This is a genomic window from Halococcus hamelinensis 100A6 (assembly GCF_000336675.1).
GTDB classification, from domain to species: Archaea; Halobacteriota; Halobacteria; order Halobacteriales; family Halococcaceae; genus Halococcus; species Halococcus hamelinensis.
Genome location: NZ_AOMB01000005.1, coordinates 1 through 20,789, shown reverse-complemented (window position 1 = coordinate 20,789; position 20,789 = coordinate 1). Strand labels below are relative to the sequence as shown.

The window sequence follows — 20,789 nt, the reverse complement described above, 5'->3', positions numbered from 1 at the left end:
GCAAAAACCCGTGCCGGTCAGAGTGCGTTTCGCCGACGGAGGACGAGGTAGCCGACCAGCGCGAGGGGGACCCCGAAGACCAGGAGGTACGGTGCGGCGTACGCGAATCCGACGACGAGCGCCCGAATCGCGGTGACCACACCCTCCATCGACGAGACCAGCGCGCTGACCACCCCGACGTCGTACCACTGCTCGGGCGGCGCGCTCGGGCTGGATTCGGCGTACGTCACCGTGATGGTCGAGTAGGCGACCCGGTCGTTGAGCGACGACAGCCGGCCTTCGAGGCGTTCGATCCGCGACTGCACGGTCGAGAGCCGCTTTTGGACCGCGAGGGTCGCCTCGGTGTCGCTGGCGTTGTCGTAGAGCGCGCGGAGGCGGTCGCGCTGGGCGCGCGAGTTGTTGAGCCGGGCCCGGAGGTCGACCAGCTTTCCGGAGACGTCGGTGGTGTTGCTGTCGGCGTTCTGCACCGTTCCGAGGCTCTTGACCTGCGAGAACAGTCCCGTGAAGTTTCGACTGGGAACTCGGAGGACGAGTTCGCCGCGGGTGACGTTCTCGCCGGACTCGGTGTAGGTGCTTTCGCTCGACGCGCTGACGTAGCCGCCCGCCTCTCGGGTCGCCCGCGTCAGGTTTCGCTGGGCCACGCTGAAGTTCTCGACCCCGAGCTGGACGCGGCCGGTCTTGATGATGGCCTGTGGGACCTGCTGTGCCCGCTGGGCCTCGCCCGCTCCACCGCCACCGGCGCTGGCACCCCCGCCACCCATCCCGGCGCTCGCGTTCCCGCCCCCACCGCTCGCACCGCTCGCCTGGTTTCCGCCAGCGCCTCCCGACCCGCTACAGCCCGCGAGAACGACCATACAGAGCATCACGACCACCGCTACCGTGCGAATATGGGAGGGCACAGCATGCGTCGCCCGACCGCCGGCATATGTTTTTTGGCCGATATTTTCTTACTCCGCCAACGCGGTGAAGCCGTTGACGTCCTCGTCGGTCCCGACCACGACCACCTCGTCGCCCGTTCGGAGTTCGAAGTCGGGGCCGATGTCGGTGAGCATCTCGCCGTCGCGCTCGACCGCGACGACGGTACAGCCGGTTCGGGCACGGACGTCGGCCTCGGCGAGGGTCCGACCCGCGAGGTTCGGACAGGTAGTTTGAAGCACCTCGATCTGGCTGTCGAAGTCCATGACGTCCTCGTCGAGGATCGTCGAGGCCAACATCCGGCCGCTCACGGTGGCGAGCGCGAGCACGTAGTCCGCGCCGGCGCGGTAGAGTTTCCCGACGCTCTCGGTCTCCTTCGCCCGCGCCAGGATCTCGATGTCGGGGTAGAGCTCCCGGATGACGAGCGCCGCGAACACGGTTTGGGTGTCGTCGGGGAGCGCGAGCACCACCGCGAGCGCGTCGTCGAGGCCGGCGGTCTTCAGCACGGCCTCCTCGGTGGCGTCGCCCACGATGTCCACGCCGGGTTTGTCGGCGAGGTCGACCACGACCGACGCCAGCCCGTCGGCCGCGATCGCCGCGTCGACCGTCGACCCGACCTCGCCGCGTCCCGCGATGACGACGTTCCCACGTCGATAGGGTCTGGTTTCGGCCGTCGTCATCCGTTTGAGGGCTTCGAGCTGTTCCTCCCGGCCGGCCACGAGCAACAGGGAGTGTTCGTCGAGACGGGTGTCGGGGCCCGGCGGGCTGACGAACGCGCCGCGGAGCCACGCCCCGATGACGTGCGCGCCGGTGTTCTCGGTGATCCGGCTCTCGGCGATCGTGACGCCCGCGAGGTCGCTCCCCGGCTGGATCGTGAGCTCGGCCACCTCGAACTCGTCGCTGATCTCGATCGCGTCGCGGAGCTCCGGCGAGACCGCCGTCGTGACCTTGTCCGCGAGGCTCTCGCCGACGAGCCGCCGCGGCGAGAACACGTCGTCCGCGCCGGCGTAGGTGAGATAGTCGGCGACGTCGGTGTCCTCGACGAACGCGATGACGCGGGTCCCGCTCTCGCTCGCCGCGAGCGCGATCGAGGCGTTCGACTCGTCGGTCGAATCGGCGACCAGCGCCCGCGCGGCATCCAGATTCACCCGTTCCAGGGTCGCTTCCGATTCGGGGTTGCCGTAGACGACGCTCACCCCGTCCTCGTGGAGGTCGTCGGCCCGGTCGCGGTCGGGTTCGACCACGACGTAGGGGATCTCCCGCCTTTCGAGCTCCTCGATCAGGGTCTCGCCGCGTGGGGTGTACTCACAGACGACGACGTGGCCGTCGAGGTCGGCGTGGGTCGGCGCGCTGGTCGAGAAGGTCTCTTCGAGCAGCGGGAAGACGATCGCCGGGAGCGCGAGGAAGATCAGTGCGACCCCCGTGAGGTCCATCACGATCACGATGACGTTCATCGCGGGGCTGGTCCAGCCCGCATCGGAGCCGAAGCCCGTCGTAGTGAACGTCTCCACGACCACCTGCAGGGAGTGGAGAAACGTCGTCGGTTCGCCCTCGAACGTCGCCATCCCGTAGTCGTAGACCACCGCGTAGCCCAGGATCAGGAGTCCGAGCGAGACCGCCGAATAGAGCGCCCGACGCTGCCAAGTGTTCATCGTCCCCCTCCGTCCGGACGACGAACCACCGTTCCGGGAGCTCCGTCCATCGTTCGGGTTCGCCAACGGACCCTCATGAGCGGTTCGGTTCGCCGGCCGTCACGCGCGCTATCGACCGCTACCGCCCGTCTCACGACACGAGAATCGATCGTTTCAGAACGAGCCGACTCGACATAACGACGATCGACGAATGGTTCCATCATGGTGTTGATCTTGAAAAACATTTTTTACGGTGCGAGTTTCTTTATGTGATGATGCCACGGAGTGATGGGGAACTATGGGGAGGGGGAGCGGGGCTATCGGTGAACCGACGTTCGTACTTGAAACTCGCGGGTGCCGCGGCGGGGTCGGCGGGACTCCTGTCGGGGTCGGCGAGCGCGGCGTTCACGCGTCGGGGGATCCAGNATCCAGTTCAATCGGACCGTGAACATGGTCGAGGACGCGGGGTGCGACCCGTCGGGAAACGAACCCTGCGACGACCAGATCACCGCGGCAGCCGACGACTACACCCTGCTCAAGTTCCCGGAGGGTGAGTACAAGATCACCGAGAAGAACGCGGTTCTCGGCCTCACCAACGTCGGGTTTCTGGGTGTCGGGGACGCTCGCTTTACGGTTCCGGAGGACTTCAACGAGAAGGTCCTGGTGGTCGACCGGGGCGAAGGGGTGCTGTTCGAGGGTATCGACATCGACCAGCGGGCCGACGGGGCGACGCCCGCCCTCCACATCGCGGGCGACGACGACATCCGGGTCCACGACGTCGAACTCATCGGTCAGGGGATACACAGGGATTCGATCCCGAAAGGGCAACCGGGATACTCGCCGGGTGTCGGGTCCGACAAGGGCAACCCGCGGGTTCAGGACTTCTTCTATCCGATCGTACGGTCGGAGAGCGGGACGGGACTGGTGACGAACCTCAGAGCNCTACCGCAACAACGACAACAACCAGATCCGCCTCGGGAGCGAGAACAGCTACATCGACGGGGCCAGTCTGGAGGTGGACGCCGATGCCAGCGAAGCGCCGAATCCGTACGAGGCGCTCAACTACCGTGGGGTACGCATCGAGATGGGCCACAACTACACGCCAGTGGACGTCTCCATCCGCAACTGTGAGATATCCGTGCGCTCGACGTCCCAGACCAGCGGCGGGATCGTCGCGGAGTCGACGGCGGGCCACTTCGAGGTGCGGAACACGCGTATCGGGGTCGACCCGGACGGGGTTCGGGCCGTCCTCGGGAAGGAACCCGACGGCGGCGCGTACGAACCACCGGCCGAACCCCACTCCGCGGTCTTCCGGAACGTGAGCATCACGGGTAGTGCCAGCAGTAAGGGGGCGATCAAACTGGTCGACCGCCCGGACTCCCTCGTCGATGGTTGTTGCATTCATCACGACGGTTCCGACCGCGACGGCGTCGTCGTCGTGAACTCCGATGGCTGTCGGGTGAGAAACAGCACCATCGACGTAACGAACCGACAGGTCGTCGAGGACGGGTCGTCCGTCTCCCAGTCCAACCTCTCGGACAGCGGTTCGTGCCCGGTACCCAACGAGGATTCCGGTAGCGACCTCTCGAACCAACTTACGATCGCGAGTGACGGGGGGCGATTCTCGTACACGGTCGCGGCGAGTGGCGAGCTGGAGAAATCGAGCGCGAACGGTGCGAGCATTGACCCCAACGACGATATTTCGGGGAGTACGGCGACCGGTCAGGGGGGTGATGGAGGTATCGATAGTTACGGATTCTCGGGTGCGCTGGTCGTTCTCGACGTCGAGGGTGATGCAACGGTGAGACTCAACGGCGATCGGATCGATCCGGACGACTACTACGACAGCGTGGTGACGATCGATGGTGGGGACGTCCAAAGCGAGTACACGTTGGCGTCGAGCGGGAGGTTGAGTCGAACGGGTGCGAACGGTGCGTCTGTCGATAGCAATGACGAGCTGGTTGGTTCGACGGCGATCGGCCAGGTCCACGGTGGCGCTGACNCGAACGGTGCGTCTGTCGATAGCAATGACGAGCTGGTTGGTTCGACGGCGATCGGCCAGGTCCACGGTGGCGCTGACAGCTACAAGTTCGCCGGGCAATTGGTAGCACTGAACTTGGACGGGGATGCGACAGTAAGAATCAACGGTGAAGTAGTCGATCCGGACGACTACTACGACAGCGTGGTGACGATCGATGGTGGGGACGTCCAAAGCGAGTACACGTTGGCGTCGAGTGGGCGGTTGAGTCGAACGGGTGCGAACGGTGCGTCTGTCGATAGCAATGACGAGCTGGTTGGTTCGACGGCGATCGGCCAGGTCCACGGTGGCGCTGACNCGAACGGTGCGTCTGTCGATAGCAATGACGAGCTGGTTGGTTCGACGGCGATCGGCCAGGTCCACGGTGGCGCTGACAGCTACAAGTTCTCGGGCGCACTGGTCGTCCTCGATGTTGAGGGTGATGCGACAGTAACTCTCAACGGCGACCGGATAGACCCGGACGATTACTTTGGCGACGTGGTGACGATTGAAGATGGCGGATCCGGGGGCGAGTACACGTTGGCAACGAGCGGGCGGTTGAATCGAACGGGTGCAAATGGTGCATCGATCGATAGTAGCGATGATCTGGTTGGCTCAACGGGGACCGGGCGGGTCAGCAACGACACGGATAGTTACAAATTTACAGGAGTATTGGTGGTTCTCAACACCGAAGGTGATGTAACAGTGAGGCTCAATGGCGACCGGATAGATCCGGACGATTACTTTGACAACGTAGTGACTATTGGAGGAGCAGGCTCGGACGCGAGTTACACCCTCTCAACTACAGGCTCAATCGAAAAGACCGGCGCGAACGGTGCAACTGTTGATCCAAATGACAATACCCAGGGGTCATCAGCATCCGGACAGGTTCGAGGTGGATGGGACAGTTACAAATTCACAAATGATCTAACAAATATAGACCTCAATGGGAACGCTGACGTTTTACTGAACGGGAATAGAATAGATACTGACAGATATTAGTTCATAGACGTAAAACACTCTACGAATCTTGGTAGATGCGGGTAGCCGACTGAAAATCGGATATCATATATGCGTATGGTGGAACCAAAAGGCATGAAGATCGGTGTAATGGCGAACGAATTTCCAAAGACGTCTAAGACGTTCATTCTAAATCAGATCACTGGTATGATCGACCGTGGTCATGACGTCCCTATATTTGTTCCCACTATCTCCGACGAAGCCGTCCATCATCCCGAGGTAAGTGATTATAACATATTTAACCGCTTAGTTCGAACTGGTTCTCCGAAATCCCCACTCGCATCGCTTATCGGGGCAGTCCGCAACTCCGCCGACCTCCTGCAGTCCGGGCCCGCAGACGCTCGACGGACGCTTGTAGATATCGCAGTTAGTGACGGGATACGAAACGCAGGGCGATTTAGCTATCAGGCACGTCCAATACTTGATTCGGATCTGGATGTACTACACGCTCACTTTGGGCACATCGGCCGTCAGGCTGCCAAACTCGACCAAGCCGGTGCGTGTGATGCGTTTGTCACGATGTTTCATGGGTGGGGCATACGCGAGGGGGAGAAGCACGGAGGTGATATCTATAACGAATTATTCGAGCAGTGTGACTGCCTTTTAGCGAATACGGAATACACACGTCAGAAACTGATAGAGTTTGGTGCTGATCCGTCTCAGGTTCGCGTTCATCACGTCGGCATTAACCCTTCCTTGTTTAGGACGAATGACAACGTGAATGACCAGAATGAGACGAATACGATAACAATAACTACAGTTGCCCGCCTTGAGAAGGTAAAAGGCATCGAATACGGCATTCTCGCCATCAAAGATCTCTTGCAACGTTTGCCCGACACGGATATCGAGTACCGAGTCGTTGGTGGGGGGTCATCTGAGGAAGACCTTAGAGAATTGATACAGGCAAACGATCTATGTGACACTGTAACTCTCTGCGGAAACAAAAGCAGGTCGGGCGTCGTCGATGAACTATCATCTTCGGATGTCTTTCTGCTTCCAAGCTTGCAGGAGGGGTTCGGGATGGTACTATTGGAAGCCCAGGCGAGTCAACTACCGATCGTGGCATCGGACGTTGGTGGCATTCGGGAGGCTGTATCCCCTGGTGAGTCGGCGTTCCTTGTTCCTGCACGGAATCCGTTCGCAATAGCTGATCGGCTTGAACAACTCATTTTGGATCCGAAACAGCGTTCTGACATGGCTAATACGGGGCTTTCGTACGTTCGCAAAAACTTCGACATATCTGACCTGAATGACGATCTAGAGCATCTCTATCTTGACCTGCTTCAGTAGCGACTACTACGTTGCTACCCCAAAATACGGAGATTGATCGGTACAATTTTTCATATAAATTCTTTGACATGAATACCCTCTCGTGATACCAGTAGGGAAATTCAAAATATTTTATATAAATATGCTGGGAAATTCTGCAAGAGGCCGTACGATTTGGCTACTCTCGTCTCATATCGGCTTGCCGTTCACCAACACATCTGCACTACCACTGATGTTGTAATCTGTGATTTCGCCGACGAATTTGTAGCTGTCGATACCACCATGTACCTGTCCGCTGGCGGTGGTTTCCGAAACTGTGTCGTTGGTGTCGACGGTAGCACCGTTCGCTCCGGTTTTGTTGAGGACACCGCTCGTGGTGAGTGTATACTCCGCGTGCGAATCGCTGCCATCGATCGTCACTACGTTGTCGAAATAATCATTCGGATCTATCTGTCTACCATTGAGCGTTACGTTTACTCCACTACTGACATCAAGGACGACGAGTTCACCCGAGAACTTGTAGCTGTCTACGTCATCGTTTACTTCGCCAACGGCGGTCGAGCCCCGTACTGTGTCGTTGTTGTCGACGGTGGCCCCGTTAGCCCCGGTTTTGTTGAGGACACCGCTCGTAGCAAGCGTGTATTCACTCCTTGAATCTTCTCCATTGACCGTCACTACGTTGTCGAAATACCCGTTCGGTTCGACCCGTCTTCCACCGAGCGTTACTGTTGCGTCTCCCTCGATGTCTAGCACGACCAACTCGCCGGACAGTATGTAACTATCGGGATCATTCTCTCCGGTTCGACCGACTGCGACGCTTCTCGAAATAGTATCGCTGTCCTCAATTGAGGCTCCATTCGCGGTGCTCTTTTCGATCCCCTCGCTCGCTGCAACCGTGTATTCAACCTGTGACCCGCCGCTATCGATCGTGAGTACGTCCTCTCGTGGTTCCGTTTCGCCGCCACCACCGACCGGACTCGGACCGTAGATCGAATCGCCGTTGCTTCCATCCGGCAACGGGTTGTCGCTGTTCGTCGAGACGTTATCGATACTGGCTTCCGTGCCCCAGAGCACTATCGGCCGACCCCCACCGTATCGCGAGTTGATGGTCGTGTTCTCCACCGTCGAGTCGTCGCATTCGGCGAGCACGATCCCGTTGCGATAGCCGATATCGAACTCACACCCTCGGATCACCGATCCCGGCCGTTCCTCGATCTGGACGGCCGCCCAGTCGTTGGCGGACCCCTCGACGGTCACGTTGTCCATCACGACCCGATAGGGCTCGGGGAGGTCCGACTGAAGCGGCCCTTGGGCGTGTATCGCCGGGCGGGGCGTGATGTCCATCCGAACCGTGGAATCCCTGATCGTGACGCCACCGGAAGGGATCAGAATGCCGGCCGAGGAGTTGGGCGAGGTCTCTTCGAGGGGCGGCGGCCCGGCGTTTCGCATCACGACGTCCGTATTCCGGATCTCGCCGCCGCTGCGGAGGGGCGTCGTGTTCTTGGTCTCCCACCAGATCCCGCGGGCGTTCTCGATCTGCTCGCCGTACTCTCGGGGCATCTTCGAGATGTCGAGCTCGACGGTCGCGCCGTCGACGTAGCTCCCTTCACCCGAGAACCGAAGCTGGGAGGGCTCGGAGTTTCGAAACGTCCCACCCTCCACTTGGATCGGGCCGCCGGAGGCGGCGGCGTAGATACCGTTGTTCGAGAACTCCTCGAGGTGGCAGTCGATGAACCGGAGGGTGCCGTTGTTTCGTCCGGACGCTACGAGCACGCCGTTCCGTTCGACGCTCCCGATCTCGCACCCATCCGTCGCGGAGAAGTTCTTGATATATCCTTCCCCACTGGCGTTCGCGATCCCCGGTTGAAGAGTGAAGCCACCGTTCTTGTCCTGACGACCGCGGACTGCGAGGTTTTCGATGTGGAGGTGGTCGCGGGCTCGAACCGCGAAGCCCGGCGCACAGTCGTTCGCCGTGATGTCCCAATCGATGTTTTCGTAGACGAAATTCCCTATATTGGTGACGTCAATATCTTTGTATCCATCAGTCCCACTGGTGAACTTGAACGTGACGTTGCTGTTCTCGCCAACGAGACCGAGTGCGTCGTACTCATCGAGCTCGATATGTGTGTTTGGACCTGTATTGAGACGATACGTTCCTTCCGGGAACTTCAACAGCGTATCGTCAGCGGCGTATTCCATGATCTCGTCGTGACAGGAGCTTCCGCCAGTAGGGTCACACCCCGCATCCGAGACCATGTTTACGACCCTATCAAACTGGGCACCACCCACTCTGGCTGCGGCGACCTGCCCGGATGCCATCGATAAGCCAGACACAGACACCGCGGCCGTGCTCGCCAGTTTCAGGTACTCGCGCCGTCTGGTCGGATGCCGAGAGACGACCTGGTCCCTCCCCTCGGAGTCATCACTTTCGCCCACGCCTGCACCGTCCATTATTTAAACACCATGGTGGGAGACGTAATCGTCGTATAAGTCCTCAACGATGTTGAATGACGTTTCACGAACCGCCGCCCTGATTCATTCGAACCCGGCGGCGTTCTCGACAACTTAAGTCGTCCCTGGTCAACAACCGAATATCATGCCTTCCTCATCCCGACACGCGGCGGATCCGCCACGGCTCTCCGTCGTCGTGCCGGTCTACAACGACCCGGGCGGGATCCGAACGACGCTCGAATCACTGGTCGCACAGACCTACCCGACCGCCCGCTACGAGGTCGTCGTCGTGGACAACGGCTCCGACGACACGACACCGGCGGTCGTCCGGGAGTACTGCGAGCGGTACCCGGAGCTCGTCACCCTGCTGATCGAGGACGAGATCCAGAGCTCCTACGCCGCCCGGAACAGAGGTATCGAGCACGTTCGTGGATCCCTCGTCTCGTTCATCGATGCGGATATGACCGTCGAGCCGACCTGGGCCGAGTCGGTCGTCGCGTCGGCCGAGGCCAACGACTGGGATTACATGGGCTGTGACATCGAGACGTACGTCGTGGGCGACGACTCGCTGACGGCGACCTACGACCGCGCCCTGGGGTTCACGGTCCAACGATACCTCGAAGAGGCGCACTTCACGGTCACCGCCTGCCTGACGGTCAGACGGTCCGTCTTCGAGCACGTCGGGGGATTCGACTCACGCCTGATCTCCGGCGGCGATGGGGAGTTCGGTCAGCGTGTTCACGACGCGGGGCTCACACAGTACTTCGAGCCGGATATCACCGTCTACCATCCGGCACGGACGACGCTCGGGGCGTGGCTTCGAAAGCAGTTCCGGGTCGGCCGCGGGTCGATCCAGCGACGGCGCTATCACCCCGAACGGTCCGGGAGCTCACACCCGCTCGACCCGCGGAAGTTCCTCCCGCTCCGGCCACGGGAGTTCTACGGCCGACTGAGCAACGCGATGACACCGACCGCTCGCGAGACGGTGGGGCTCTACGGAGTCGGTTATCTCAGCAAACTCGCCCGTGCCGCCGGTGGGTTCTACGAGCAGTATCTCCATGAGTAACGCCACGACGTGACCCTCGGACCACCGCTTACGAAGGCGTCCGCTCGGAAGTCGGACATACGAAGCGGTAAATGCGCTCCTGACCGATCATCGAACGTGTTCGTAACGCCGCTCCGGAACGATGCAGTGGGACTCGAAGGATGTGAACCCCAGGTCGGTGTTCCGTCGCCTCGGGGGCGATACCGGTGACCACCGGCGTCTGGCTCGTCGGCGCACGCGGCAACGTCGCCACGACAGCGATGGTGGGTGCGCGGGCGATCGCAAACGGCGTGACCGGCACCGAAGGAATGGTGACCGAGCGCCCGCCGTGCGACGCGCTCGACCTGCCGTTCGTGGACTCGTTGGTCTTCGGCGGGCACGACGTCCAGTCGGGGAGCGTCGTCGAGCAGGCCGAAGCACTCCACGAGCGAAACGGCGTACCCGGTCGCGCGGCGCTCGACGCGGTTCGCGACGACCTCGCAGCCATCGACGACCGGATCGAGGTCGGGACGGCGCGGAACTGCGGGACGACGGTCGAACGCCTCGCCGACGAGGCCGCGGACGAAGCGGATTCCCTTCGGGAGATCACGAACCAGATCCGAACCGACTACGACGCGTTCGCCGAGGCGGAGGACCTCGACCGGGTCGTGGTGGTGAACGTCGCCTCCTCGGAGCCCGTTCCGCACGACCCCACACAGTACGACACCGTCGACGCCATCGAGGCCGCACTCGACGACGACGACCCGCTGCCCGCGAGCTCGCTCTACGCTTACGCCGCGCTGAGTGCGGGCTACCCGTTCGTGAACTTCACCCCGAACGCCGCGAACGCGCTCCCCGGGATCCGGGAACTCGCCGAACGCGAGAACGTCCCGCACATGGGGCGCGACGGAAAGACCGGCGAAACCCTCATGAAGTCCGCGCTCGCGCCGATGTTCGCCGACCGCAACCTCCGGGTGGAGTCCTGGGAGGGCCACAATATTTTGGGGAATGGCGACGGCGAGGTCCTCGAAGACGAGGAGAACAAGGCCGGAAAGCTCGACAGCAAGGGCGGCGTGCTCGACGGGATCCTCGACGAGCCGTTCCACAACCGCGTCCGGATCGACTACACGCCCGCGCTCGCCGACTGGAAGACCGCCTGGGACGACGTCCGATTCCGTGGTTTTCTGGATACGCAGATGAAACTCCAGTTCACCTGGGAGGGCTCGGATTCGGCGCTCGCCGCGCCGCTCGTGCTCGACCTCGCGCGGCTGGTGGCCTACGCCGACAGGGAGGGTGAGGGCGGGCTCCAGCCCCACCTCGCCTCGTTCTTCAAGGCCCCGCTCGGCGTCGACGAACACCGCCTGGCCGCACAGTTCGACATGCTCACCGAGTACGTGGCACGACACACCGACGCCAGGGCGGACGCGGAGGGCGGAGCATGACCGACGCGGGCCGGGCGGTGGTACTCGACGTGATCGGGCTCGAACGCGAGCACGTCGACGCGGGCCTCGCGCCGAACATCGCCGAACTGGTCCCCGAACCCGCCCGCGCCGACCTCGGGATGCCCTTCCCGGCGGTCACGCTTCCCGCTCAATCGACGCTCGCCACCGGCCAGTCGCCCGCGGCTCACGGGGACGTCGCGAACGGCGAGTACGACCGGGAGACCGATTCGGTGGCGCTCTGGGAGCGCGACCGCGAGAACAGGAATCGACTCTGGGAGACCGCGAGCGAGGCGGGGCTCACCACGGGCGTGTTCTGTTTCCAGCATCTCATCGGGACGAGCGCGGACGTCGCGCTCACGCCGTCGCCGATCGAGGACGAGGAGAACACCATCCTCGAGATGAACTGCTGGACGAACCCCGACGAGTTCTACGACGAACTCGAAGCCGACTACGGCCACTTCCCGCTCCACACCTACTGGGGTCCGGGCGCGAACGAGACCTCCTCCGAGTGGATCCTGAACGCCGCCCGCGAATCCGTCGAGCGCTACGACCCCGACCTGCTCTGGGTCTACGTCCCCCATCTCGACTACGCCGGGCTCGCCCACGGCCCGAGCAGCGACGAACTGGCGGAAGCCATCGGCGTGGTCGACGAACTGGTCGGGGAGTTCCTCGACTCGCTCCGCGGCGACGACCGCTGGGACGAGACCGCGGTCCACGTCGCGAGCGAGTACGGCTTCCACGACGTCGACACGCCGGTGTACCCGAACCGCGCGCTTCGTGAGGCGGGACTTCTGCAGGTACGGGACGACGGCGAGGGCGGCGAGGAGGTCGACCTCGAAAGCTCGACCGCGTTCGCGATGGTCGACCACCAGGTCACGCACGTCTACGCCGACGAGGGTGCGGTCGAGGCGGCGCGCGAGGCGCTCTCGGGGCTGGAGGGCGTCGAGCACGTGCTCGGCGAGAGCGGGAAGGAGGAGTGGGGTGTCGCCCACCCCAACGCTGGCGACCTCGTGCTCGTCGCCGAGCCCTCGGCGTGGTTCCAGTACTACTGGTGGCGCGACGATGCGGACGCGCCGTTCTACGCCCGTGACATGGATATCCACGCGAAACCAGGCTTCGACCCGTGCGAACTCTTCTTCGGCGACGAGGGACTGGTCTCGCTCGACGCGACGAAGGTCGGGGGCTCACACGGGCGCGGGGACGTCGACGGATTTTACGGAGTGGGTGGTCCGGCGGCCGACGCGTCGATTCCGGACACCGTCGACGCGCGTGCCGTCGCGCCCACGCTCGCCGACCGCCTCGGGGTCGACGTCGACACGGACTTCGAGCACGACCCGCTCTGAGGGCGGTATCGAGGGTTCACTCGGCGACGGTGTTTCTGAGGGTGCCGACGCCCTCGTAGGTGATCGCGATCTCGTCGCCGGGCTCGATGAGGCCGGGGTTCGCCGGGCTGCCGAAGGCTATCACGTCGCCCGGTGCGAACGTGAACCGTTCCGAGAGGAACGAAACAACTTCGTTGGGGGAGAACAGCATCTGCTCCGTCGTGGCTTCCTGGCGCACCTCGTCGTCGATCACGGTCTCCATCTCGATCCCCGACGGATCGACGTCGGTCTCGATCCACGGGCCGAGCGGCGCGGAGCCGTCGAAGGCCTTTCGCGCGGTGCGGCCGTCTTGGTCGAGCGCGTCGAGGTCGTTGAGGACCGTGTAGCCGCGCACTGCATCCGGAACGTCTTCGGGCGCGAGGTTGGTACACGGCTCGTCGATGACGGCGGCGAGTTCGCCCGCGTAGGTGAGTTCGTCCGTAAATTCGGGGTACTCGATCGGACGTTCCGGCGGGTGGCGCGAGACGGGCGGCTTGATGAAGAAGTCCGGCCGGTCGGGTTTGTCGTAGCCCATCTGGTCGATCGTGGCCGCGAAGTTCCGGCCCACGCAGAAGAAGGCGGACGGCTCACAGGGTGCGAGGAGTTCGACGTCGGCCGCGTCGAGCGGATAGCTCGTGTCGTTCGCCATCACTGTGCCGTCGTCGTATTCGCCGGCGACGACCCCGTCGGTCGTCCGAGCGCGTGCGAGTCGCATACCGACTCCCCTCCCGAGGCGGACATAGCGCTTTCCCTCGCTACGAAATTCGCGAGCCGGGGGCTGGAGAGCTACGCCGGTGTGGGGTCGACGAGGGCGGGCGTGTCGTTCGCCGGGTTGTTGACCGCCGTCGAGACGGGGTAGGCCTCCATCGCGCCCTCGTAGGGGTGGAGCACGTCGGTGCCGCCTTCGGCGAGCCAGTGCCCTTCGTCCGCTGGATCGAGCACGACCGCCATCCGGTGGTGGAGGTCGCTCACGACTTCGTTCGGCTCGGTGGTGATGATCGTGAACGTCTCGACGGTGTCGGTCTCGCGGTTCGGCTCGTCGTCACCGCCGAACTCCGCGAGCCCGGTCTGTTTCTGTGGTGGCTGCCAGCGCTCGTAGAGGCCGGCCATCGCGAACGGGGCCTCGTCTTCGAGCCGCACGCGGTAGGGCTGTTTGCCGTCGTCGGTCTCGGTCCACTCGTAGAAGCCGTCGGCGAGCACGAGACACCGCCGCGACTCGTAGGCACCACGGAAGCTCCGTTTCTCGTCGATGGTCTCGGCGCGGGCGTTGATGAGGCGATTCCCGATCGACTCGTCGTCGGCCCAGCTCGGCACGAGCCCCCAGCGGAGCTCCTGGATGGCCTCGGGCGCGTCGTTCGTGATCACCGGAAGGTGCTGGCCGGGTGCGGCGTTGTACCGGGGTTCGGGCGAGCGCTCGAATCGCGCGCCGAAGCGGTCTTCGAGGTCGTCTGGCGGCGTGAAGAGGGTGTAGCGTCCGCACATAGTGGATGGAGGGTTGCGACGGGAATAACCCCGTCGGCCGGCCACAGATATAAGGCTCAGAATCCCGTAGACTGCCCCGTCAGTCGCCATGTCCAACGAACCCTCGTTCACGATCCCCCGTCGTCCGGAACGGCGCTACTCGCGCCACGCGGGGCTCGAATACGAGGGCACCACGGTGTTCTCGCTCTCGCCCGCCGCCGACCACACCGACGACGACCTCGACGACCTCCTCAGGGGTGTGTTCGACGACGGGCCCTACACCTACGGCGACTGGTTCGACCTCCCGATGGCGCTCTACCTCGTCCACGACACCGGGACGAGCGACGTCTTCCGGGTGGCGGTCCGCGACGGCCGGATCGAGTTCCACGTCCTGCCCGAGACCGATCCGGCGGGGCTCCGGAACCTCTATCGCCGGTTGAGCGAGCGGACGGGCCACCGCTGGACCGTCGAGCGCCACGTCGAGGGCTGACCGGACCCACAATCGACTTATTCACCCCCCGGAATGGATGGGTATGACAGTCTCACGCGAGGTCGAGCTCTCGGGGCACATCATCGACTCGGGGATGATGCAGTCCTGTTTCGTCGCGATCATGGATCTGGGAGGGTCCTTCGAGGTCGAGGAGTTCCGGGTCGGTCGAACCGAGGTCGAGGAGTCCTACGCCCGGCTGACGGTGCTCGCCGACACGGAGGACGACCTTCGGTCGATCGTCCACGAACTCCACCAGAACGGCGCGAACCCCTCCCATCCGGTCGACGCGAGCCTCGACCCCGCGCCCGACGACCAGGTCGTTCCCCCCGACTTCTACTCCACTACCAACCACCCGACCGACGTCCGTCACGACGGCGAGTGGGTCACCGTCGAGCGCATCGAGATGGACTGTGCGGTGGTAGTGGAGGAGAACGAGTCGCGGAGCGACTCGACGGCGAGCGGGGAGCGAAGCGAGCCGCGAGCGGCGGACGACAGTTCGGACGGCGTTCGGGCGTACACCAAGGTCCTGAACGCCATCGAGGAGGGGGACCTGGTGGTGACCGGTGAGACCGGCATCAGGGTCCGGCCGCCCGAACGACCGCGGGGCAGGGAGGGCGCGTTCGGCTTCATGCAGGGCGGGGTCTCCTCCGAGCGCCCCTCGAAGTCCACCATCTCGAAGGTCGCCGACGCCATCGCCGAGACCAAGCGCGAGGGCGGCTCCGTGCTCGCGGTCTGTGGTCCCGCGCTGATCCACTCCGGAGCGCGAGAAGCGCTCGCGCGGCTGGTCCGCGAGGGCTACGTCGACATGCTCTCGGCGGGCAACGGCTTCGCGGTCCACGACCTCGAACGCGACGTCTACGGCACCTCGCTCGGGATGGACACCGAAACCTTGGACCACCCCCGGAAGGGCCACAAACACCACATCTACACCATCAGCCAGGTCATCCGCGCGGGTTCGATCCGCGACGCGGTCGAACAGGGGCTGGTCGAGTCGGGCGTGATGTACGAGTGCGTGACCAACGACCGGCCGTTCGTGCTCGCGGGCTCGATCCGCGACGACGGCCCGCTCCCCGACACCATGACCGACGCGGTCGAAGCCCAGAACGCGATCCGCGAGCAGGCCCACGAGGCCGACATGGTACTCATGCTCTCGACCCTGCTCCACTCCGTCGCGGTCGGCAACTGCCTGCCCTCCTCGACCCGCGTGATCTGCGTCGACATCAACCCCGCCACCGTCACACAGCTCCTCGACCGCGGCTCCGCCCAGGCGGTCGGGATGGTCACCGACGTGGGGACGTTCGTGCCGATCCTCGCCGAACAGTTGCTCGACGAGTAACCTCGGATCCGGCCCGGAATCGTTCGCCGGCGTGCGAAAACCCGCGCCGAACGAAGTGACGTATGAATTATAATTCCTGCTTAGATGTTACAACGTACAAACACATAAGTCGCTCTCGCCCGAACGGAACACAACGACATGGTTGACGGAACCCAGCTCGCCGAAAGCAAGGCGATCCATCGGCGGACGGGGACGACGTTCTACGTCGCGACGCGGCTCCTCCCCGAGCGCGTTCGCCACGCGACCTACGTCCTCTACGCCTTCTTCCGGGTCGCCGACGAGGTGGTCGACGATCCCGACGGCCCGCCGCCCGACGAACAGCGCGACCGGCTCGAAGCCATCCGCCGCGCCGCGCTCGGCGAGGACACCGACGACAGCGTGCTCGCGGCCTTCAGCGAGCTCCGCGACCAGTATCGGATCCCCGAGGCCGCCGTCGACGAGTTCGTCGACGCGATGGCGACCGACATCACGAAACGCCGCTACGCCGACCACGACGAACTCGACACCTACATGGGTGGCTCCGCGGCCGCGGTCGGCGAGATGATGACCGCGGTGATGGACCCGGACGACCCCGACACCGCCCGACCCCACGCCCGCACGCTCGGCGAGGCCTTCCAGCTCACCAACTTCCTGCGCGACGTCCGCGAGGACGTGATCGAGCGCGACCGGATCTACCTCCCGCAGACCGTGCGCGACGAACACGGCGTCACCGAGGATCAGATCGAGCGCTTCGAGATGGACGACGACTTCGCGACGCTGATGGCGAGCGAGCTTCGGCGCACGGAGGAGCGCTACCGCGAGGGCGTCGCGGGCATCAAGTACCTCCCGCAGGACTGCCAGTTCCCGGTCCTCCTCGCCGCGGTGCTCTACGCCGACCACCATCGGCTGATCCGCGAGCGCGACTACGACGTGCTCTCGGCGACGCCCGAACTGAGCACGGCGCGGAAGCTCTCCTTGCTCGCGCGCACCCGGTGGCACTGGCTCTGGAACAAGGACCCCGACGCCGTCTTCGCGAAGGTCAGCACGGTCGCGCACGTTCCGACGCGCCACCACGGGCCCGAGGGCGCGGCCCCGATGCGCTGACGAACGAGGCTCTTTTCCTATCCTTCGGCCGTCGACCGGACCGGAACGTCGAATCGATCGGTCACCACGAGACCCGCCCCGAGGGCGACGGCGACCAGCAGGGGGATCCAGTTGCCGAAGACGGCGTTGACCGACCCCCAGAGCACCACGAAACTCACGAGGTCGTCGAGCATGAACTCGCAGTCTTCGAGCCGGCGGGTGAGGCGGGCGCGGTCGAACGAGAAGTCGAGGACGACGACCGAGACCGTCGCCGAGAGCACCCACCCGAGGTAGTTCGAGACCGGGACGCCGTAGAAGACTCCCCCGGAGTAGCTCCAGAAGCCGACCGCGACCGCGCCGGGGTCGAGCACCACGTCGACCAACAGGACCGTGACGATGACCGCGACGAGTCGGACGGCGCGGTTTCGCGCCCGCTCGCCGAGCAGGAGCAGACAGAGGAGGTAGCTGTTGAGCACCAGCGGGAGGAAGAAGACCGGGAGGCCGAGCGGCACCTGCCCGAACAGCATCGGCCCGAGCTCGACGAGGTACTCGAACTCGCCGTAGGGCCAGCCGGTCGTCACGCCGACGAGCTCGATGCCGAAGGCGTAGGCCACGAGCGCGCCGATGCCGACGGCGGCCTGGCGGTCGACCAGCGGCGCGACCCCCGCCACCAGCGGGAGGCGCATCACGAGCGTTCCGAGGAGGATGAGGCCGGGGTTGAACTGGAGCGGCGGGCCGACGAGGTCCGCGGCGCTCGCGAGCAGGAGGACTGCGCCGACGGCCGGGAACACCACCGCGATGGTGAACCGGTTCTCGGCGACGAGCCGGTCGAGCCGCGCCTCGATGCGCTCCCGGGCCGTGGCCGTCCCGAGGGAGGACTCAGCCACCGACCACCAACACCCAGACGCCGCCGAGGCTCAGTATCATTCCCACGACCGTGTTCACGACCGGATACCACCAGTAGGCGCGCTCGACGTCGACCGCCGAGCGCGCGATGGCGGCCACCAAAACGGGATACGCGAGCAAGAGCGCCCCGAGCAGGACGTGGACGAGGGAGAAGGCGACCGCAGCCGCGAGCCAGCACGCGCCACAGTAGGCGTAGGTCCGGCGCTCGCCGAGCGCGGTGGCCGTCGTCCGGATCCCCGCTCGCCTGTCCGGGCCGATGTCGGGGATCGCCGAGAAGGTGTGCATCCCCATCGCCCAGAGCCACCCCCCGAGGACGGCGGCGAGCGGCGGGAGGTCGCCGGCGAGCGCGGCGTAGGCCACGACGCCGGGCAGGATGTAGAGGCCGTTCGAGACCGAATCGAGCAGCGGGGTCGTCTTGAACCGGAAGGGTGGGGCACTGTACTCGACCGCGAGGAAGGCGAAGCCCGCGAGCGCGACGAGCGCGGGGAAGGGGAGGACGGGCACGAAACCGAGCATCAGCAGGCCGCTCACCGCGACGGCGGCGAGCACGGCTCGGTCCCCCGTGTAGCGAACCTCCCGACCTCCCTTCTTCGGGTTCTCGGCGTCGATGTCGGCGTCGAAGACGTCGTTGACGCCGTAGAGGAAGACGTTCGCGGGGACCAGGAAGTAGGCGAACAGCGCGAGGGCCGTGGGAGAGAGGAGGTCGGCGGGCGCGGACGCGGCGTAGACCGCGCCGACGGCCACCGGCCCGGCCAGATAGAGCCAGAAGCGCGGGCGCGAGAGCCGGAGGAGGTAGCCGGCGAGCGAGTCCGGTGGCACGGCTCGCCCGAGGCGGCTCACCCCCCGGCGGACGCGCTCCGCGACGCTCATCGGGCGTGGTCGTCGATCACGGCCTCGGCGGCGTGCTCGCCGCTCACGAGGCACATCGGCACGCCGATCCCGGGGGTGGTGTACCCGCCCGCGAAGTAGAGTCCGGGAAGCGCCTTCGACCTGTGAGGCGGGCGGAACAGCGCGGTCTGGCTGAGGGTGTGGGCGAGGCCGAGGGCGGTCCCCCGAAGGCTGTTGTACCGCTCGGCGAAGTCGTCGACCGAGAAGGTCTCCTCCACGACGATCCGCTCGGTGAGCTCGACGCCGGTGTTCTCGGCGATGTCGTCGAGGACTTTTTGCCGGTACTCCTCGCGGATCGCGGGCGTGTCGTCGAGGCCGGGTGCTATCGGCACGAGCGCGAAGAGGTTCGAGTGCCCATCCGGAGCCACGGTGTCGTCGGTCTGCGAGGGCACACACAGGTAGTAGGCCGGGTCGTCGGGCCACGCCGGTTTCTCGAAGATCTCCGCGAAGTGGCCGTCCCAGTCGGTGGGGAGCACCAGTGTATGGTGGGCGAGCGGGTCGACGTCGCCCTCGACGCCGAGGTAGAGCAGGAAGGCCGAGGGCGCGAGGGTTCGCTTCTCCCAGTAATCGGCGGAGTACTGGCGTTCGTGCTCGGGGAGGAGGTCCTGCTCGGTGTGTGCGTAGTCGGCATCCGACACTACGAGGTCGGTCGTGTGGTCGCCGGCGGCGGTGTCGAGGACGAACCCGTCGCGCTTGCTGGTGATCTCCGCGACCTCCGCGCCCGTCTCGAATGTAACCCCGAGTTCACGCGCGAGGTCGGTGATGCCGTCCACGACGCCGCCGTAGCCCCCCTCGGGGTAGTAGACGCCGAGGTTGAAATCCACGTGGCTCATCATGGTATAGAGCGCGGGCGTGTTCTTCGGGGAGCCGCCCAGAAAGACGAGGGTGTACTGCATGACCTGCTGGAGCTTCGGGTGATCGAAGTACCGCGAGACGTGTGACTCCATCGAGCGCAGCAGGCTCAGCCCGATCGGGGCCGAGCGCATCACGTCGGGATCGACCCAGTCGCGGAACCGGGGTCGGTCGGTGTAGACGAACCGCTCCAGGGCGGTCTCGTAGGTCCGTTCGCTTCGTTCGAGGTAGTCGTCGAAGGCCGCCGCGCCGCCGTCCTCGTAGGACTCGAACACCGCCCGGACCTGGTCGCGGTCGGGCGTGAGGTCGATCCGGTCGCCGTCCTTGAAGAAGACTCGGTAGTGTGGGTCGAGGCGCTCGAGGCCGTAGTAGTCGGTCGGCTCCTTCCCGAACGCGCCGAAGAAGCGCTCGAAGACGTCGGGCATCAGATACCACGAGGGTCCCATGTCGAACCGGAAGCCGTCGCGTTCGAACTGCGAGGCGCGCCCGCCGACCTGGTCGTTCTTTTCGAGCACGGTGACCGCGGCCCCCGCGTCGGCGAGGTAGCACGCCGCCGACAGCCCGCCGAACCCACCGCCGACGACCGCGACGTCCCGTCCCGCGAGCGACCGACCCTGCCGCTGCCCCGAAGGCGATTCCATGGCTCGAATCGGGCCGCCGTGGG

General features: G+C 64.6%; 15 protein-coding genes. 7 read left to right on the top strand and 8 right to left on the bottom strand.

The genetic code is table 11. The annotated features are described in order from the left end of the window. Positions 1-17: 17 nt before the first annotated feature. Together C447_RS00990 and C447_RS00985 are read right to left on the bottom strand one after the other, a co-directional pair. Positions 18-899, bottom strand: coding sequence for a DUF4349 domain-containing protein (locus C447_RS00990; protein ID WP_237713324.1), 882 nt, complete (start codon positions 897-899; stop codon positions 18-20). Between the two features lie 48 nt (positions 900-947). Then, positions 948-2,567, bottom strand: a complete 1,620-nt coding sequence (locus C447_RS00985; RefSeq protein WP_007689985.1) for a potassium channel family protein — start codon at positions 2,565-2,567, stop codon at positions 948-950. Positions 2,568-5,658: 3,091 nt separating this feature from the next. Here C447_RS00985 and C447_RS17050 point away from each other — a divergent pair. Then, a complete protein-coding gene (locus C447_RS17050; RefSeq protein ID WP_010612738.1) occupies positions 5,659-6,873 on the top strand; it encodes a glycosyltransferase in 1,215 nt (404 codons plus the stop codon). Between the two features lie 168 nt (positions 6,874-7,041). On the opposite strand, the gene C447_RS00965 is transcribed toward C447_RS17050, so the two are convergent. Beyond that, positions 7,042-9,303: a hypothetical protein gene (locus tag C447_RS00965; RefSeq protein ID WP_237713490.1), complete on the bottom strand. Its 2,262-nt coding sequence runs from the start codon at positions 9,301-9,303 to the stop codon at positions 7,042-7,044. Between the two features lie 145 nt (positions 9,304-9,448). Here C447_RS00965 and C447_RS00960 point away from each other — a divergent pair, with 145 nt between their 5' ends. From C447_RS00960 to C447_RS00950, 3 genes are all read left to right on the top strand, one after another. After that, a complete protein-coding gene (locus C447_RS00960; protein WP_007689976.1) occupies positions 9,449-10,369 on the top strand; it encodes a glycosyltransferase in 921 nt (306 codons plus the stop codon). Between the two features lie 185 nt (positions 10,370-10,554). Beyond that, a complete protein-coding gene (locus C447_RS00955) occupies positions 10,555-11,769 on the top strand; it encodes an inositol-3-phosphate synthase (protein WP_007689974.1) in 1,215 nt (404 codons plus the stop codon). Next, positions 11,766-13,112 carry an alkaline phosphatase family protein gene (locus C447_RS00950; RefSeq protein ID WP_007689972.1) on the top strand — a complete coding sequence of 449 codons (1,347 nt, stop codon included), beginning with the start codon at positions 11,766-11,768 and terminating at the stop codon, positions 13,110-13,112. The genes C447_RS00955 and C447_RS00950 overlap by 4 nt, the downstream gene beginning before the upstream one ends. Before the next feature lie 16 nt (positions 13,113-13,128). On the opposite strand, the gene C447_RS00945 is transcribed toward C447_RS00950, so the two are convergent. Continuing rightward, positions 13,129-13,845: a fumarylacetoacetate hydrolase family protein gene (locus tag C447_RS00945; protein WP_007689971.1), complete on the bottom strand. Its 717-nt coding sequence runs from the start codon at positions 13,843-13,845 to the stop codon at positions 13,129-13,131. 71 nt (positions 13,846-13,916) lie between these two features. Next, positions 13,917-14,612: an SOS response-associated peptidase gene (locus tag C447_RS00940; RefSeq protein ID WP_007689968.1), complete on the bottom strand. Its 696-nt coding sequence runs from the start codon at positions 14,610-14,612 to the stop codon at positions 13,917-13,919. An 88-nt stretch (positions 14,613-14,700) separates the two neighbouring features. Between C447_RS00940 and C447_RS00935 the strand changes: the two genes are divergently transcribed. From C447_RS00935 to C447_RS00925, 3 genes are all read left to right on the top strand, one after another. Continuing rightward, a complete protein-coding gene (locus C447_RS00935) occupies positions 14,701-15,081 on the top strand; it encodes a hypothetical protein (protein ID WP_007689966.1) in 381 nt (126 codons plus the stop codon). Between the two features lie 43 nt (positions 15,082-15,124). Next, complete coding sequence (locus C447_RS00930) at positions 15,125-16,417, top strand: ornithine cyclodeaminase family domain (RefSeq protein WP_007689965.1); 1,293 nt, start codon at positions 15,125-15,127, stop codon at positions 16,415-16,417. A 138-nt stretch (positions 16,418-16,555) separates the two neighbouring features. Beyond that, positions 16,556-17,500: a phytoene/squalene synthase family protein gene (locus tag C447_RS00925; protein WP_007689963.1), complete on the top strand. Its 945-nt coding sequence runs from the start codon at positions 16,556-16,558 to the stop codon at positions 17,498-17,500. Between the two features lie 17 nt (positions 17,501-17,517). Here C447_RS00925 and cruF read toward each other — a convergent pair whose 3' ends face one another. The 3 genes from cruF to C447_RS00910 are packed head-to-tail and all read right to left on the bottom strand — an operon-like array spanning position 17,518 to position 20,766. Then, positions 17,518-18,366 carry a bisanhydrobacterioruberin hydratase gene (cruF, locus tag C447_RS00920; RefSeq protein WP_007689962.1) on the bottom strand — a complete coding sequence of 283 codons (849 nt, stop codon included), beginning with the start codon at positions 18,364-18,366 and terminating at the stop codon, positions 17,518-17,520. Then, positions 18,359-19,255, bottom strand: coding sequence for a prenyltransferase (locus C447_RS00915; RefSeq protein ID WP_007689960.1), 897 nt, complete (start codon positions 19,253-19,255; stop codon positions 18,359-18,361). The genes cruF and C447_RS00915 overlap by 8 nt, the downstream gene beginning before the upstream one ends. Beyond that, entirely contained in the window at positions 19,252-20,766 is a 1,515-nt protein-coding gene (locus C447_RS00910; RefSeq protein WP_010612143.1) for a phytoene desaturase family protein, read from the bottom strand. The genes C447_RS00915 and C447_RS00910 overlap by 4 nt, the downstream gene beginning before the upstream one ends. Positions 20,767-20,789: the final 23 nt, after the last annotated feature.